This window comes from uncultured Gimesia sp. (assembly GCF_963972345.1).
In the GTDB taxonomy this organism is placed as follows: Bacteria; Planctomycetota; Planctomycetia; order Planctomycetales; family Planctomycetaceae; genus Gimesia.
The window spans coordinates 1-14,145 of the sequence record NZ_CAXAVM010000035.1 but is presented as its reverse complement, the minus strand read 5'-3'; the positions used below and the strand labels follow the sequence as shown (position 1 = coordinate 14,145).

The following is a 14,145-nucleotide window of genomic DNA, read 5'->3' as shown; positions in this document are numbered from 1 at the left end:
AGTATAGTAAGCCAGGGACCCCATCGCCAGATTTTCCTGAATTCCAATCGTTTTCAGACTCGAATTACCAGCTGCATTCCTGCCCTGTCAGCAATTGAAATGCTTCAAAATACTTTTCACGGGTTTTCATTACGATCTCATCGGGCAGCACAGGCGGAGTACTGTTTTTGTCCCAGCTCGTGGTTTCCAGCCAGTCACGTACAAACTGTTTATCCAGTGAAGGCTGAGCGCCCCCCGGTTGATACAGGTCGGCCGGCCAGAAGCGGGAACTGTCGGGAGTCAGAACTTCGTCAATCAGAATCGGTTCCCCGTCCAGCAGTCCGAATTCAAACTTGGTATCCGCCAGTATGATCCCCCGCTGACGTGCATATTCCGACCCCTGCAGATAGATCTGAATACTCAGTTCACGCAGGCGGTCCGCCAGCTCACCGCCAATCGCATCCCGCATCATCTGAAACGAGACATTCTCATCATGGCCGGTCTCTGCCTTTGTGGCCGGTGTAAAGAGAGGCTCGGGCAGCTGGTCGCTCTGCTGCATCCCTGTCGGCAGCTCGATTCCACAGACGGCGCCACTCGCCAGATAATCTTTCCAGCCGGAACCGGATAGATAACCGCGGACGACACATTCAAAGGGAACCACTTCCGTTTTTCGGACCACCATGCAACGTCCACGTAAGGCCTCCAGATCCGCGTCATCGGGCAGAGGCAGATCGGCAGGGTTCATGCTCAGCAGATGATTGGAGATACCGGTAAAACGTTCAAACCAGAAGCGGCTGATCTGGGTCAAAACCCGGCCTTTATCTGGAATTCCGGGAGCCAGAATCCAGTCAAAAGCACTGATGCGGTCCGTCGCCACGAACAGCAACCGATCCCCAAAATCATATACATCACGAACTTTTCCCCGCTTTACGGGAACGCCGGAAAGCGTGCTTTCAGTAAAAGCTGCTGAAGCCATATGCAGTGACCACCCTGATTAAAATCTAATGAATTTGAACACCCGAAGTGTAGCGGGATCAATGCTGCTAAACAATTCAGGACCGATTATAACCCGTAAATCCCTTACGAAATGGGGGATCGTCAGACTCAGGTCAGTTTCAGTATCTCCCCCAGCATGTACATACATACGACTCTACACTTGCCTCTGGTCTCTCAAATGCAATAATGGAGATCAAGGCCCGGTCTCTCGCGCGTCCCTTAACCCGTTACATCATCATCCTGTGCGATACGATCCCAAAATCGTTCAGGAGCCGCTACAATAAACCCGATGACACTCTTAACTCTTCTTTCTACATTCAGATAACGATTGCGACCCGTTACATGGGCAACCTGCGTTTTTTAATTGCACCCTCTCAAGTACCTGAAGACTGGTCTGATCTTCATCGCGCCTATCTGAATGCAGTCGACGGCCGTGTGTTTCCTACGCGGGTTGAAGTAGACGGGAATATTCTGACCTTTCGTAGGCAGACGTCCCAGAGCTGTAAGCTCAACATCGTCTGGAATATTACCGACTTTGGTCGACCCGTCGTCCGAACGGCTTCCCTTCCCGAACGCGAAGAGCCTTATGTCCTGATGCTCGAACTCGCGCGGGGGAAAATCTCGACGCTGAAAGACCAGCTCAGTGTCTGGCAGATTGCAGGCCTGAATATCCCGGCTGAGTTAATCAGATTACACGATGAAGCCTTTACGGCTTTCGCACAGGCAGCAGTCATCCAGGACCAACTGGAAGAATGTTCTGAACTGGCGGGGGTGGCATTGCAGAAAGCGCATGCGGCTGCGGAAATGCTGGTTCAGATTTATGCCCGTCAGCGACTGACCATTCTGCACCAGCGCTCCCAGTCGATGAAACTCCCGGTCTCGCTCGGCTGTAATCTGGGGGAGTTTATCCCCAATGCCAGCGAAGGTAAGCAGATCTGTCAGGCTTTTGATGCCGCGAATATTGACCTGGTCAACTGGAAACTGATCGAAAAATATGAAGGAGAGCAGGACTGGGATCTCTGTGACCAGCAGGTGGAGTGGTGTGAGAAAAATAATCTGCTGATCCGGGGCGGCTGCCTGCTGGATTTTGCACCTCAGGGCCTGCCCGACTGGCTGGAATCCTGGAAGATCGATATGGTCAATTTCCAGAGCATTATCTCGCATTTTATTGAAACGGCCATTACCCGCTATACCGGCAGCATACGCACCTGGACGCTGGTTTCCGCGATGAATACGGGAGGTGTCTTCGGTCTCAACGAGGAAACTCGCCTGACACTCACCGCCCGGGCCATCGAGATCGCCAGGCAGACCGACGACTCCATTCAATGCTACATTCGCGTCGAACAACCCTGGGGAGATTACCTTTCGAAGGGTCAGCACCAGTTATCGCCCATGCAGTTTGTGGACGCGATCGACCGTCTGGGAGTCGGCCTGTCAGGAATCGATCTGGAACTGCGAATCGGTTACTACCCCAACGGGTCCCATCATCATGATCTGCTGGATATCTCCAAGCTGATTGATAAATGGAGTGTGTTGAACCTGCCTTTGCACCTCACGCTCGCCTTCCCCAGTGATGACTCTGACCTGGATGAGAAAACCCCGTCCATGTCCAAGGTACAGGCCAGCCAGTGGAAGACCGGCTGGAGTGAAGCAGCCCAGGCCGAATGGGTCGATCTCTACCTGCCTCTGCTGTTAGCCAAACCCTCTGTCACCGGCGTATACTGGTCCCGTTTTCGAGATCAGGATGCCAGACGCTTTCCTTATTCCGGTCTGATCAATTCCCAGGGGCAGGCGAAACCGGCTCTGAATACGATTATGAAATACCACCGGCAATACTGGCGCACGTGACCCAGGCATACTACCTCGCGTTCGTGAAACACGGTCAGTCGAAAAGCTGACGTCCGCCTGTTAGAATGCACGTGCGTGAGAAACGGACAGATCGCAGCCTGCAATGTAATCAGGCTGGCAAGCTCGCGCAGTTTTTAACAGGCAACAACGCCGACTACTCCCTCAATCTCAAGGATTTTCAAATGGCTACCGAAAGCAAAGTACCCGAAGCTGGCAAGCGTGCTCCTGCTTTTAATCTCCCCGCCTACCCGGAAGGGAAAGTGCGTCTGAGTCAGTTTAAGGGAGAAAAAAATGTACTCCTCTACTTTTACCCTAAAGATAATACGCCTGGCTGCACGACCGAATCCTGTGATTTTCGGGACCGGGTCGCCAAATTCAAACGCCAGGACACAGTCATTTTAGGCATCAGCCCTGACTCGGTCGCTTCACACGAAAAATTCGCAACCAAGTTCGAACTCCCCTTCACCCTGCTCTCAGATGAAAACCATGAGATCGCAGAGAAGTATGGAGTCTGGGTGGAAAAGATGAATTATGGCAAAAAGTACATGGGCATTCAGCGATCCACCTTCCTGATCGACAAGGAAGGCAAAATCGCAGCTGCCTGGCCTAAGGTGAAAGTCGACGGTCATGCAGAAGAAGTCACCGCCGCGCTCAAAGAGCTGAAATAAGACAGTCTTTGAACTGACAGCAGAGGCACAACTCGCTGACTGGCTGCGTTAACCGGCCAGTCGGCGTTCTTCTGAGGGGAACTGAATGAACGGCCCGACTGCTCCCTGCTGACTTCCATCCCATTCGTGCTCATTCACGGCTGCCAGTACCTGCTCGGCAACCTGCATTGCCTGCAGAGCCTGTGTACCGCCAACCAGTGGCTCTGATCCCGTCCGGATTGCATCGACAAAACTGGAAAGCTCCGCTGTCAAAGCATCCGCAGCAGAGACTTCCGGCGTATCCACTTTCAGAAATGTTCCGAAGACATCCTGCTTCAATGCTTCCAGATTGGCTCCCGCTTTCCGGGCGCGCTCAAGGGGAGGCGTTCCATACAGGAGCGTTTCGGAAGGCCGATAAGCGGTGACTTCACGACTGGTAAAATCAACGCTGACACACCCGGAAGCGCCCCAGAGCTGCATGGCCCGTTTCGCTGTTGGTGAAATTCGGCTCGCCGTCAGATCGGCGATGCAGCCATTCTGAAACCGCAAACGTGCCTGGACAGCGTCTTCATGTTCTCCCATCACTGAGATTCCAAACGCTTCCACACTTTTGACAGTCGATTTCACAATAGAGAGTACCAGGTCAATATCATGAATCAACAGATCGTGAATCACGCCAATATCGGTAGAGCGGAATGTATAAGGACTGACCCGTTCACTGCGAATGAACCGCGGGTTCGGACAACGTTCAAAGGCAGCCTGGGTAGCAGGATTGAAGCGTTCGACATGCCCCACCTGCAGTAAAGTGCGGTGTGCTTCGGCAATGCGGACCAGTTCTTCTGCTTCTTCCAGATTGCAGGCGATTGGTTTTTCTACCAGAACCGGGATCTGACGCGACAGGAACTCGCTGGCGACCGCCAGATGTGCGTGAGTCGGAACAGCCAGCGAGACGGCATCGACGCCTTCAAACAGCTCCCGGTAATCGGAGACCCAGCGGCTGCCATGCTGTTCGGCAATGGCCTGCCCCTGAACCGGATTGGTATCAGCAACGGCACACAAATTGACGCCTTCCAGGCCTGCCAGAATTCGTGCATGATGACGGCCCAGCGCCCCGACTCCGACAACGGCTACATTCAATGAACTCATGCTGCTCTCCGTGTTGCTTGCTGATTAATATCTTCCGGGTTGAATTTGGCACTCCGTGCGGCTGCTTCACGTCCCCGTCCTGCTTTACTGCCCTGAATTGCCTGAAAATGTTCAAACAGGGTTTGTAATGCCATCGGGATCACGCCTTCCAGTTCTTCACTGAAGATCTCGCGGACTTCTTCCAGTTTTTTATTCTTGCGGTAAAACAATCGATGCGCGCGACGAATGGCGGCAACCGAACTCTCTGAAATTCCTGAACGCTGCATCCCGACTATGTTCACGGTTCGCACGCGAAAATCATCGGATCCAGTACAAATCATGAAAGGAGGCACATCAACGGTAGCACGGGCAGATCCACTGATAAACGCCAGTGTTCCAACGGTACAGAACTGATGCACGACAGTATTACCTGAGACAATGGCCCGGTCATGAACGTGCACATGGCCGCCGAGTAACACTCCATTGACCAGTGTGACATCATCAAAAACGCGACAGTTATGTGCCACATGCGCGTTACAGAGAAACGTATTCCGATTTCCAATACGGGTACAGTGATCTTCTTTTTCCGCTCCCCGATGGATTGTACAACCTTCGCGAAACAGGTTGTCATCGCCGATCACAACAGTGGTAGGTGCTCCGGAGTAACCGGCATCCTGAGGTTCGCTGCCGATGACGGCTGTAGGAAAAAATCGATTGCGTTCGCCAATCGTGGTGTGCCCGGTGATGGAAACATGGCTGTCCAGCACAGTCCCGTTTCCAATAGTGACATGCGGTCCAATATGACAAAATGGCCCGATGGTCACATCTTCCCCGATTTCTGCCTGGGGATCGACATAGGATAGATTTGAAATTTTTGTCGGCATGTTCGACATCCTGAAAAGTCTGCAGTCAACGACGTACCAGATGGTGAATGTGAAGTTGCTGATACAGCAACCGAAAATGGAATTTCAGGCAACCTTCCAGCTGTGGTCAGATAGTGCAGACTGTTGTGTTGCTCTAAGGTTTTTGATTAACTCTCGGTTTAACGCGTGACCGGACTGATGGGCACAGAAATAACCCTGCAAATCACAACCGATCAGGGCAAAGTCTCCCAGGCAGTCCAGAATTTTATGACGCACGCATTCGTCTAATGTTCGCAGTTCATTCTCGATGGGTCCCTGCTCTCCCAGTACCAGCAGATCTTTCGCAGTCAGCTTCTGGCCAAAACCCAGTGACTGCATCGCTTCGACTTCGTGCTCCAGTACGAATGTCCTGGCAAAGGCGAGCTGGCTCATCCAGGTCTCCGGATTAATTTCCAGCGTCAGACACTGGGGAGACACGGGAGAATCTTCGCCGTAATTCAGGTAATAGCCGATGGCCAGCACCGAACGGTTTAAAGGCTTGGCCTGAATAAAGCTGCCAGACTCATCCTCGACGGTCACAGCCTGCTCAATGCAGATCTGTTTCCGTTGAAAAGGCTGTTCTACAATACCGGCTCCCAGCAGTTCCTCTGAAAGTTCCAGTGAAGAACCATCAAAACAGGGTGCTTCCGGTGCATTGATTTCAACGCGGCAGTTGTCAATCTGCAGGCCCGCTAACGCCGCCATGACGTGTTCGATCATTTCGACTGAGGCACCCTGAAATTCAATTGCAGTCCGTCGCTGTTTAAAAACAGCATTTTCAATCAAAGCGGGGATTGGTTTTGAACCAGCCAGATCAGTTCGTACAAACTGAACCCCATGATTTTCAGGGGCAGGACAGAAGCGAATTTTCACATCGCTGTTCGTAAAAATCCCCACCCCGGAACACTGTAATGATCTGGCCAGCGTTCTCTGGTTACGAGTTCGCATTGCCTACTCCTTCGCTGACGGCTTACTGGCGGGTGCCTGAAAAAATCACAAAAAGGATGCAGGCAGGTGAAAGAACCTGCGCTGCATCCAAGAGAGTGCTCACACTACATTCAGCTTAGCGTGAAGTGCTTGTCTTCGGGCCAGTAGCGGTCCCTGCAGGCTTGTAGCTGCGGTTCAGGTAGTCCAGTACTGACAATGTGATGTCATCGTCGGCACGGTGAAATACCACCTGGCGATTCATGCCCTGGATCAGTTTTTTGGGATCATCCGTGTCCAGGCTTTCCCGGTTAAACCGCATGATCAGAGTGTAGTTGTAGATCTTGGCATACTTCTTGACTGTGTCTGTCACTTCCATGTAGATGGTGTGATAGATTCGTGATTCCTTTCGCAGGAAGTCACGCTGCGCCACTTTGCGGAATGCTTCGAAATCAGAAGCAGCCTGGGCCAGCTGTTTTTCGCGTGCCAGGTATTCAGGGCTTCCCTGTTTGAAGTCCTGCATTTCTTTCTGAACTGCCTGAATCTGTTCTGCCATCGCTTTGGCTTTGGCATCACTCCCCTGGATCTCTTCTTTCAGCTCTTCACGCAGCGCTGTAAATTTCTCGTAGTTCTTGAACACGTGCGCCATATCAATCAGGCCCACTTTGTGCACTGCAGAGCTGGCCCCCGCAGCAGGTGCGGTGCCTTGCGCTGACGCTGTTTCAGTGAAACAGGCAAAACAACCCGCGATGGCAACACATGTAACTGAAGCAATAATTTTTTTCACGACCTAAGCACTCCTTTGCAGAATGGACCACTCTCCGTAGTGGCGATCAAACGAATTAGAATTTCTCTTGATTTGGTAACGAAACTGTACCCAGCCTCTATATGACAGTTTCGTGATCAAAGTCTCTGGGAAATGTGATTTTACTCTAATGATACAACTGGATTCATGTCATATGAGCCAGCTAACCATACTGAGAGAACGATAATTTTGCATAGATTGGATTTTACGTCAATACGAAAAAGTGAGCATTTGCAGTCATTTTCAGATCGATCTCCATTCTCCTCTCATGCAAACCCCGCTGTTTGACATTATTCTTGGCAGTAAATCACAGACACCTTCGTTCAGCACGGTTTTTGGTCTTGCCCTATAATTTGTTTTTGATTATTAAACGCCCCTCTTTCAACTTCTCTACCAGGACCTTTCCCCTCAATTGAATCCTTTTCGATTCGAATTCCCTGACCTTATCTGTTGAATTGATCACATTCGACACCTCAATAAATACTTTCAAATGGGCTGTTTTATAGTCAGCACGGAGGCTTATTCCATGTGTCCGTTAGACCGCTGGATTCTGACACCTTTATTAATCACAGGGCTGTTTCTCAGTCTTGCTGACGATAGCTTTGCGGCCAAACGCACTTTTCCCTACGACGCGGTCGTCAATGCGGAAGAAGCGCTGGTCCGTAGTGGGAATGGAACGCGTTATTATCCCACCCTCAAACTCAAAAAGGGGAATCGCGTCACCGTGCATCGCCACGATCCAGGCGGCTGGTTCATGATTTCCCCTCCGCAGGGAAGCTTCAGTTGGATCCGTGCGGAACACGTACAGAAAACAGGAAATCAATCAGGACGCGTCACTGAAAACGGCGTTGTGGTTCGGGTAGGAAGTGCCTTTGGTGAATCACGTGACGTTGAGCAGATTCGGCTTTCCAAAAATGATGAAGTAACTATTCTCGGCAGTAAAAATGTTCCCACAGAATTCGGGAATGTGCTGATGTACCAGATCAAACCGCCCACGGGTGAATGGCGGTGGATTGAAGGGCATCTGATTATCCCGACAGACCAGTATCAACCTGGAAAAAGTGCCCCGGTTCCCATCGATCAACCCATCGCCGCCAATCAGAATGATCCGTTCAGCCAGGGCAGTACACAACTCAATAATTCACCTGCCCCCCGGCAGGAAATGATTAAAACTCCCACAGATGGCTCCGCCCGGCGCAGTGTTCCCGAAGAGGAACAGATTGCTGCCGCCAAAGATGCCATTAAAACGATCGACACTCAGTTCCGTGCCATGATCGAAGCAGAACCGACTGCCTGGGATCTGAATGGACTGGAACAGGATTACAAAACCCTGCAACAGGAAATCAAACATCCAGCGATCGCCAGCAAAATTGACCTGCGGATCGAAGCCGTGAATCGCTATCGTAAAGTGCAATCCGAGTATCAGGATTTTCTGAAACTGGCTGAAGAAACCAGTAAACGCGATGCGGAACTGGTCTCGATGGCTCCGGAACAGAATAAAACGAGCCGCTATCCCACTCCTGATTCCAGCATCTCACCCGGCTCTGAATCGATACTGCCACCAACGCCGGAACCTGCATCCGAACCGACGCTTCCCACACAACCGCTGGCCCCACTGCCACAACCCAGTGCACCCCAGCCTTCAATACCGCAACCAGGCATGACACAGCAATCAACACCAGCAGCGCAGCCTCAATTCTCTGGAGCGGGAATCGTTCGCCGGCTGAGCAATGTTCGCCGGGGAATGCCCACACATGCACTGACTGCTCCCAACGGCCAGTTTCTGGCTTATCTGCAGCCGGTCTCACCACAAATCAATCTGGATGCGGCGATCGGCCAGCCCGTCGGCGTGACTGGAAAACGCTGGTTCCGCAATGATCTCCGCGGGGAATTTATTCTGGTCGAATCAATGATGCCCGTGCGACTGCAGGCAGCGCCTGTGCCACGTCAATAATCATTGACTGCCAACGTTTCATACACTGAAAACAGAAACAGCCCTCTGCTCGCCGGGAACAGAGGGCTGTTTTATTTCTTCAGGCAGCAACTTAAACCAACTCTTCTGTGCCTGCCGCCTTGGCAACGTCTTCTTCGGTGACGGCTCGTTTCGGATCATCCTTAAACAGGAACAGGAACACCACCATAATCACAAATGCAGCTACGGCAGGGTAAATCCAGAATTCTTCCCAGTTTTTCAATTTGGCTGCACCATCACCAATCACAATTCGATTGATTAAAACACCACTGATCTGGGCTCCCACCAGCATCCCGATTCCCTGGGTGGCTAATACCAGAAAACCCTGCGCCTGTGCACGAATGGCAGGGCCCGCTTTCTGATCGACGTATATCTGTCCTGTGACAAAGAAGAAGTCATAACAGATCCCATGCAGAACAATCCCGAATATAATCATCCAGTAAACGCTGTTCGCTCCCATTTCTACAGCCCCTGCCCCGGCACCTGCTGCAAACAATGTATAACGGGCCACCCAGGCGAACATCCCAAACAGCAGCATCCGTTTGACACCCAGGAATTTGAAAAAGAACGGCATCAATATCATGAACAACACTTCGGACATCTGGCCGAACGACATCTGAAAGGCAGGATTAGAAATACCAGCATCTGCTACAAAAACAGGTGCGTAGGCATAATAAGCAGCCAGCGGAATACAGATTAATAAGGAACTCGCCATGAATACGAGGAAGGAGCGATCTTTTAACAGAGCCAGTGAATCCAGGCCCAGGATGTCTCGTACAGAAATCGCCTTTCCCTTGGAAGGAGGGGGAGTGTGGGGCAGTGTTAAGCTGTAAATCCCCATAAGCACACCTGCCCCCCCAGCGACCAGCAGCGGTTTGGAGGTCATATCTGCCTCCATCACCTTACTGACAAGAATATTCGCGCCGATCCAGCCAAACGTCCCGAACACACGCACCAGGGGAAACCAGACTTCCTGATTCTTCAAATGAGTAAATGCGATCGTGTTGGTCAGCCCTAATGTGGGCATGTAACAGAGCATATGCAGCAGTAATAACAAGATGAATGTCTTGCTGCCTGCTCCTCCCTCTCCAACTACACTCGGAGCAATATAAAGGGCAACGCCCCCAATAATCATGAGGACAGCCAGCACCCGTTCTGAAGAAAAGAATCGGTCAGCGACCATCCCTAATATAAAGGGAGAAAGAATGGCTGCAATCGGCCCGACAGTGTAAGCCCAGTAAATCGCATCACCCATCCCGTTCGCCCCCATGTAGTTGCCCACGGTTACATACCAGGCCCCCCACACGAAGAACTCGAGGAACATCATAATGGAAAGTCGAATACCAATAGTGAGTGGCGATTGCTGTGAAGACATATTGGGCTGGCCCTTCTCCTGATCCGCGGCATATTTATGTGAACTCGAAAGCAAAGATCGTTACGATCATGCCCCGAAACGACAAATCAGGCAAGTATAAAGGGATTCACTCCCGCGAATTTCTCCTGAAAGATCCTTCCATGCCGAGTGAATTTGTCTTAATCACAGCCATTAACTCCGCCCTCTCACCTACCGCTGCTGTCGTGACCAGACTTTTCTCAGCCATACTCGCGCTGTAACAACCGCCCACCTTGCCGCAGGTACTCCCGAAAAACAGGGAAAACACTACCCGCCATCGCACATTAAGTCTTTCCACACAAACACTTATAAACATTTTGCCGAACCATTTTAAATTTTATCTAAATTTTACAGTCAATCCATATTAACACCTGTTAAACAATCGTTACAATCCCACTTATCCGAATAATCGTTACAATCGGCACAGGCGGAACTCATTCTCACCTCACTCTCAATTGAACTGTCACCACTTTCTTGAGAGGTCTGTTATGAATCTATTGAATAATTTCTGGCGTGATGAAGCTGGTTTAGTGATGTCTGCTGAACTGGTCATGCTTGGTACCGTAGGAATTCTGGGTGCCACAGTTGGATTAAGTGCGGCTTCGACTGCCATCAACGATGAAATGGTCGAGTTCAGCCACGCCATCCGCAGCCTTGATCAGAGTTACCACATCGAAGGCCATCAAAGCTGCCGTGCCTGGTCGGCTTCTTCCTCTTACCGTCAGCAGGATGTTGCTGCTTCAATTGCAGACCTGTGTGGCCAGATCGAAGAAGCAGAAGGAACGATCGATCAACGCTCCCATCTGAAACGACAGGCACCACCGACATCCAAAGAGCTGCGCAAAAAAATGGATGCAAAGAAGAAGAAAAACAAAGAGAAGAAAAAGAAGAACGAAGCCTGATCTTCTGATACGCATCACATTTAAACCTGGCGTCTCTCAATTTATGATACTCGGTCCAAACGGCCCTGGAGACGCTTCAGTAAAACGGGACACCGTCTGAAACAATCCAACGCAAAATAAAACAGCCTTCTTTGAATCAATTCAGAGAGGGCTGTTTTTATTGGTTGTTTCAGCGACTCTGATTCCACTCGTCAACCTGTTGCAACACTTTAATCACCGCCTTCAACGGGTCAAGTGCTTCTGCCATAAACCGCCGCGAGACGCGCGGATTGTGAGGGGGAGAGTAGGAACAGCTGAATAAAAATTCGTCAGCTCGGGAGCCTGGCTCTAGACGATAATCACGAATTCCCAGTTCATTCAATTTCTGTACGGCGGCACTCCACGTCGCGGGATCTCGCCTTAACATCGTTTCTGCACGCTGCCGAAACTGCTGATCGATGGCTTCCGCTGGTGCAACTTCTGACTGCGATGGTGGCTGTGTATTCTGATTAAATGGATTCGCTTCCGTATCGATCGGCTGAACCCCTGACTGGTTAAATGAATCCTGTGCGTTTGCCGCGCCGAACTGGTTATCAAATGAGGCCTGCTGGATGGGATTACCGCCAGGTGGCTGACGTTCTTGCGGTTCTGACGATGCCAGCTCCCTCACATTCCGATCGGGCCTCCGCTGAGCAGGCGCGGGTTCCAGTTCCCAGCCTTCCAGGGCCCCGGCGGGAGGCAGCCATTCTTCCCCTTGCCTATGACCTTTTTGTGGAGACGCTGTTTCACCAAAAGGGTTTCGCATTCCCGCGCCGGCCTGAGCGGATCGATCTGCCAGAGCAGCTTCACTGCCTAAATCAATTTCATGCGACGAGCTGTCGAACGAAATTTCTTCAAAGGGAGAGCGGGTGGAACCTTCGTTTTCGAAGAGATCGTTTTCATTGAGAGCCGACTTTTTAACGGGAGCGATTTCCGGAATGCCGAATATCGCCAGCATCGGTACTGCGACCAGGGGGATCAGTACAAGCAGCGTTGAAAAAAAGTCATTTGATTTGGAGCGCATTTGCGTTTCTCCTCCATGTTCGCAATCACGCTATCGGAAACTATCCGATTTGAACAATGGGAACACTCCTTGTTCTCAATGTTTTGGTTACCAGAAACCATCTTGGCCAACCACTTTTTACAATCACTCAATGGCCTGTCCCAGGCTCGATTACAACCTGGAACTCTGTTGAATCATTGCTACCTGAAACCACTCGAGTGTAAACGATATAAAGCAATCCAGCTGGTGACAGGGATGCGGATCATACAGAAAGACCGTAAACGGAACAATTGAACTTTAGCGAATTCTCTTGTTTTCAGGAAATCTACACAAAATCTTCTGTTCCCTGCCTGACCCCCAACTGTTAAAATGGGTCAACAGGCAGCCCTGGCAAACATAAATGGTACGCATCGCAATAAAGCGACAAGTCAATCTGAAGAATCTGTCTTGACAATTTATAAAAAAACAGGGAGAACACGTGATCTGATTGATTACGGTTTGTCTTGAGGTTCGATCTTATACTACAGTATCAAGTCATAATGCAGATTGAATCTGTGTTCGACATTCATTTAAAAGACCTTATCATTTCACTGCAGGAAACCCCTCAGCGGTTTCGTAAATCTGTGTGGTCTATATTTCTTACTGGTTTCAGACAGTGTTTCCGCCTACCGTGCTCAGTCGGAAATCAGCCTGAAGCAAGTGGATTTCGACAAAGGGAGTCACGGAATTCAATGGTTAAACAGCACTCTTATTTACAAAACACGGTTCTGGTTCGCCAGACGAAGAAGTTCGTTGCCATCGCAGGAGTTCTGGCTCTGACCGCAACTGCCTGCCTGACACAGACCAGCCCATTACAGGCACAGTCTGAACATCCTCTTGATCCTGCGATTCGCCTCGCAATGAAGAGCTACGAAACGACAGAGGAAGTGAAAGACTTCCAGGGAACATTCATTAAACGCGAGAAGGTCGGCCGTAAAATGCAGGCCACCCAGACAATGGCAATCAAGTTTCGCGAGCAACCATTGAGCGTCTACCTGGGCTTCCAGCAACCACACGCCGGACGCGAAGTCATCTATTTCCATGGACGAAATGGAAATCAGATTCTCGCCCATGAAACCGGGATTAAGGGACTTGTCGGCACCGTCTCTCTGCAACCCAACAGCCCACAGGCAATGGATGAGAGCCGCTACCCGATTACCACGATCGGCATTCGTAAAATGCTGTATCAGATCCTGAAACAGTGGAAAGAAGAACGAGCCGTCGATGCCGGCGTTGCCGTTAAATATTTCCCGGATGCCAAACTGGGTAACATGCAGTGCAAAGTACTGCAGACCAGCTACCCGCAACAGAAACAGGGTATCCGCTTCCAGATGACCAGGCTGTACATCGACAAGGAAACCAACCTGCCTGTCCGTGTCGAACAGTATGACTGGCCTACCAGAAGAAACAGTCAGCCGGAATTAGTCGAAGAATATACCTACACCAACATCCGCACCAACGTCGGATTAACGGATGCAGACTTCGATCCTAAAAATCCTGGCTACAACTTCTAAACTATATATTAAACATCACTAACAAATCGAAAGCCGAAGACTCTCATTCAGTCTTCGGCTTTTTTTATTGTAACAGCC

13 protein-coding genes are annotated in these 14,145 nt (G+C 50.6%); 6 read left to right on the top strand and 7 right to left on the bottom strand.

The window, feature by feature from the left end:
• Positions 1-64: 64 nt before the first annotated feature.
• Positions 65-955, bottom strand: coding sequence for a phosphoribosylaminoimidazolesuccinocarboxamide synthase (locus tag AACZ40_RS08475; RefSeq protein WP_291174179.1), 891 nt, complete (start codon positions 953-955; stop codon positions 65-67).
• A 206-nt stretch (positions 956-1,161) separates the two neighbouring features.
• Here AACZ40_RS08475 and AACZ40_RS08470 point away from each other — a divergent pair, with 206 nt between their 5' ends.
• Positions 1,162-2,823 carry an endo-1,4-beta-xylanase gene (locus AACZ40_RS08470; RefSeq protein WP_339674013.1) on the top strand — a complete coding sequence of 554 codons (1,662 nt, stop codon included), beginning with the start codon at positions 1,162-1,164 and terminating at the stop codon, positions 2,821-2,823.
• 182 nt (positions 2,824-3,005) lie between these two features.
• The gene (gene bcp / locus AACZ40_RS08465; RefSeq protein WP_291174183.1) at positions 3,006-3,491 is read left to right on the top strand and encodes a thioredoxin-dependent thiol peroxidase; all 486 of its coding nucleotides are present in this window, start codon (positions 3,006-3,008) and stop codon (positions 3,489-3,491) included.
• Between the two features lie 48 nt (positions 3,492-3,539).
• On the opposite strand, the gene AACZ40_RS08460 is transcribed toward bcp, so the two are convergent.
• The 4 genes from AACZ40_RS08460 to AACZ40_RS08445 all read right to left on the bottom strand — a co-directional run bounded on the left by AACZ40_RS08460 (position 3,540) and on the right by AACZ40_RS08445 (position 7,208).
• On the bottom strand, positions 3,540-4,616 hold the full coding sequence (locus AACZ40_RS08460; protein ID WP_291174185.1) for a Gfo/Idh/MocA family oxidoreductase: 1,077 nt from the start codon (positions 4,614-4,616) through the stop codon (positions 3,540-3,542).
• Positions 4,613-5,479: an acyl-ACP--UDP-N-acetylglucosamine O-acyltransferase gene (gene lpxA / locus AACZ40_RS08455; RefSeq protein ID WP_291174187.1), complete on the bottom strand. Its 867-nt coding sequence runs from the start codon at positions 5,477-5,479 to the stop codon at positions 4,613-4,615. The genes AACZ40_RS08460 and lpxA overlap by 4 nt, the downstream gene beginning before the upstream one ends.
• Positions 5,480-5,563: 84 nt before the next feature.
• Positions 5,564-6,445: a UDP-3-O-acyl-N-acetylglucosamine deacetylase gene (lpxC, locus tag AACZ40_RS08450; RefSeq protein WP_291174189.1), complete on the bottom strand. Its 882-nt coding sequence runs from the start codon at positions 6,443-6,445 to the stop codon at positions 5,564-5,566.
• Between the two features lie 115 nt (positions 6,446-6,560).
• Positions 6,561-7,208 (bottom strand): OmpH family outer membrane protein, encoded by a 648-nt coding sequence (locus AACZ40_RS08445; RefSeq protein ID WP_291174191.1) that lies wholly within the window; start codon positions 7,206-7,208, stop codon positions 6,561-6,563.
• Between the two features lie 544 nt (positions 7,209-7,752).
• Here AACZ40_RS08445 and AACZ40_RS08440 point away from each other — a divergent pair.
• A complete protein-coding gene (locus AACZ40_RS08440) occupies positions 7,753-9,180 on the top strand; it encodes a hypothetical protein (protein ID WP_291174193.1) in 1,428 nt (475 codons plus the stop codon).
• A gap of 91 nt (positions 9,181-9,271) precedes the next feature.
• Here the strand turns inward: AACZ40_RS08440 and AACZ40_RS08435 are convergent, their stop codons facing one another.
• Positions 9,272-10,573 carry an MFS transporter gene (locus tag AACZ40_RS08435; protein WP_291174195.1) on the bottom strand — a complete coding sequence of 434 codons (1,302 nt, stop codon included), beginning with the start codon at positions 10,571-10,573 and terminating at the stop codon, positions 9,272-9,274.
• Between AACZ40_RS08435 and AACZ40_RS08430 the strand changes: the two genes are divergently transcribed.
• Together AACZ40_RS08430 and AACZ40_RS08425 are read left to right on the top strand one after the other, a co-directional pair.
• Entirely contained in the window at positions 10,564-10,812 is a 249-nt protein-coding gene (locus tag AACZ40_RS08430; RefSeq protein WP_339674007.1) for a hypothetical protein, read from the top strand. The genes AACZ40_RS08435 and AACZ40_RS08430 overlap by 10 nt on opposite strands.
• Positions 10,813-11,079: 267 nt before the next feature.
• The gene (locus AACZ40_RS08425) at positions 11,080-11,493 is read left to right on the top strand and encodes a hypothetical protein (protein ID WP_291174200.1); all 414 of its coding nucleotides are present in this window, start codon (positions 11,080-11,082) and stop codon (positions 11,491-11,493) included.
• 169 nt (positions 11,494-11,662) lie between these two features.
• Here the strand turns inward: AACZ40_RS08425 and AACZ40_RS08420 are convergent, their stop codons facing one another.
• Complete coding sequence (locus AACZ40_RS08420; protein WP_291174202.1) at positions 11,663-12,535, bottom strand: hypothetical protein; 873 nt, start codon at positions 12,533-12,535, stop codon at positions 11,663-11,665.
• Positions 12,536-13,245: 710 nt separating this feature from the next.
• Here AACZ40_RS08420 and AACZ40_RS08415 point away from each other — a divergent pair.
• Positions 13,246-14,067, top strand: coding sequence for a DUF1571 domain-containing protein (locus tag AACZ40_RS08415; RefSeq protein WP_291174204.1), 822 nt, complete (start codon positions 13,246-13,248; stop codon positions 14,065-14,067).
• Positions 14,068-14,145: the final 78 nt, after the last annotated feature.

Excerpts from the sequence above, each read along its gene's own strand:
- AACZ40_RS08415 (WP_291174204.1), top strand. The coding sequence starts at position 13,246 with ATGGTTAAACAGCACTCTTATTTACAAAACACGGTTCTGGTTCGCCAG.
- AACZ40_RS08460 (WP_291174185.1), bottom strand. The coding sequence starts at position 4,616 with ATGAGTTCATTGAATGTAGCCGTTGTCGGAGTCGGGGCGCTGGGCCGT.
- lpxC (WP_291174189.1), bottom strand. The coding sequence starts at position 6,445 with ATGCGAACTCGTAACCAGAGAACGCTGGCCAGATCATTACAGTGTTCC.
- AACZ40_RS08440 (WP_291174193.1), top strand. The coding sequence starts at position 7,753 with ATGTGTCCGTTAGACCGCTGGATTCTGACACCTTTATTAATCACAGGG.
- AACZ40_RS08425 (WP_291174200.1), top strand. The coding sequence starts at position 11,080 with ATGAATCTATTGAATAATTTCTGGCGTGATGAAGCTGGTTTAGTGATG.
- AACZ40_RS08470 (WP_339674013.1), top strand. The coding sequence starts at position 1,162 with ATGGAGATCAAGGCCCGGTCTCTCGCGCGTCCCTTAACCCGTTACATC.
- bcp (WP_291174183.1), top strand. The coding sequence starts at position 3,006 with ATGGCTACCGAAAGCAAAGTACCCGAAGCTGGCAAGCGTGCTCCTGCT.
- AACZ40_RS08435 (WP_291174195.1), bottom strand. The coding sequence starts at position 10,573 with ATGTCTTCACAGCAATCGCCACTCACTATTGGTATTCGACTTTCCATT.
- AACZ40_RS08475 (WP_291174179.1), bottom strand. The coding sequence starts at position 955 with ATGGCTTCAGCAGCTTTTACTGAAAGCACGCTTTCCGGCGTTCCCGTA.
- AACZ40_RS08420 (WP_291174202.1), bottom strand. The coding sequence starts at position 12,535 with ATGCGCTCCAAATCAAATGACTTTTTTTCAACGCTGCTTGTACTGATC.
- lpxA (WP_291174187.1), bottom strand. The coding sequence starts at position 5,479 with ATGCCGACAAAAATTTCAAATCTATCCTATGTCGATCCCCAGGCAGAA.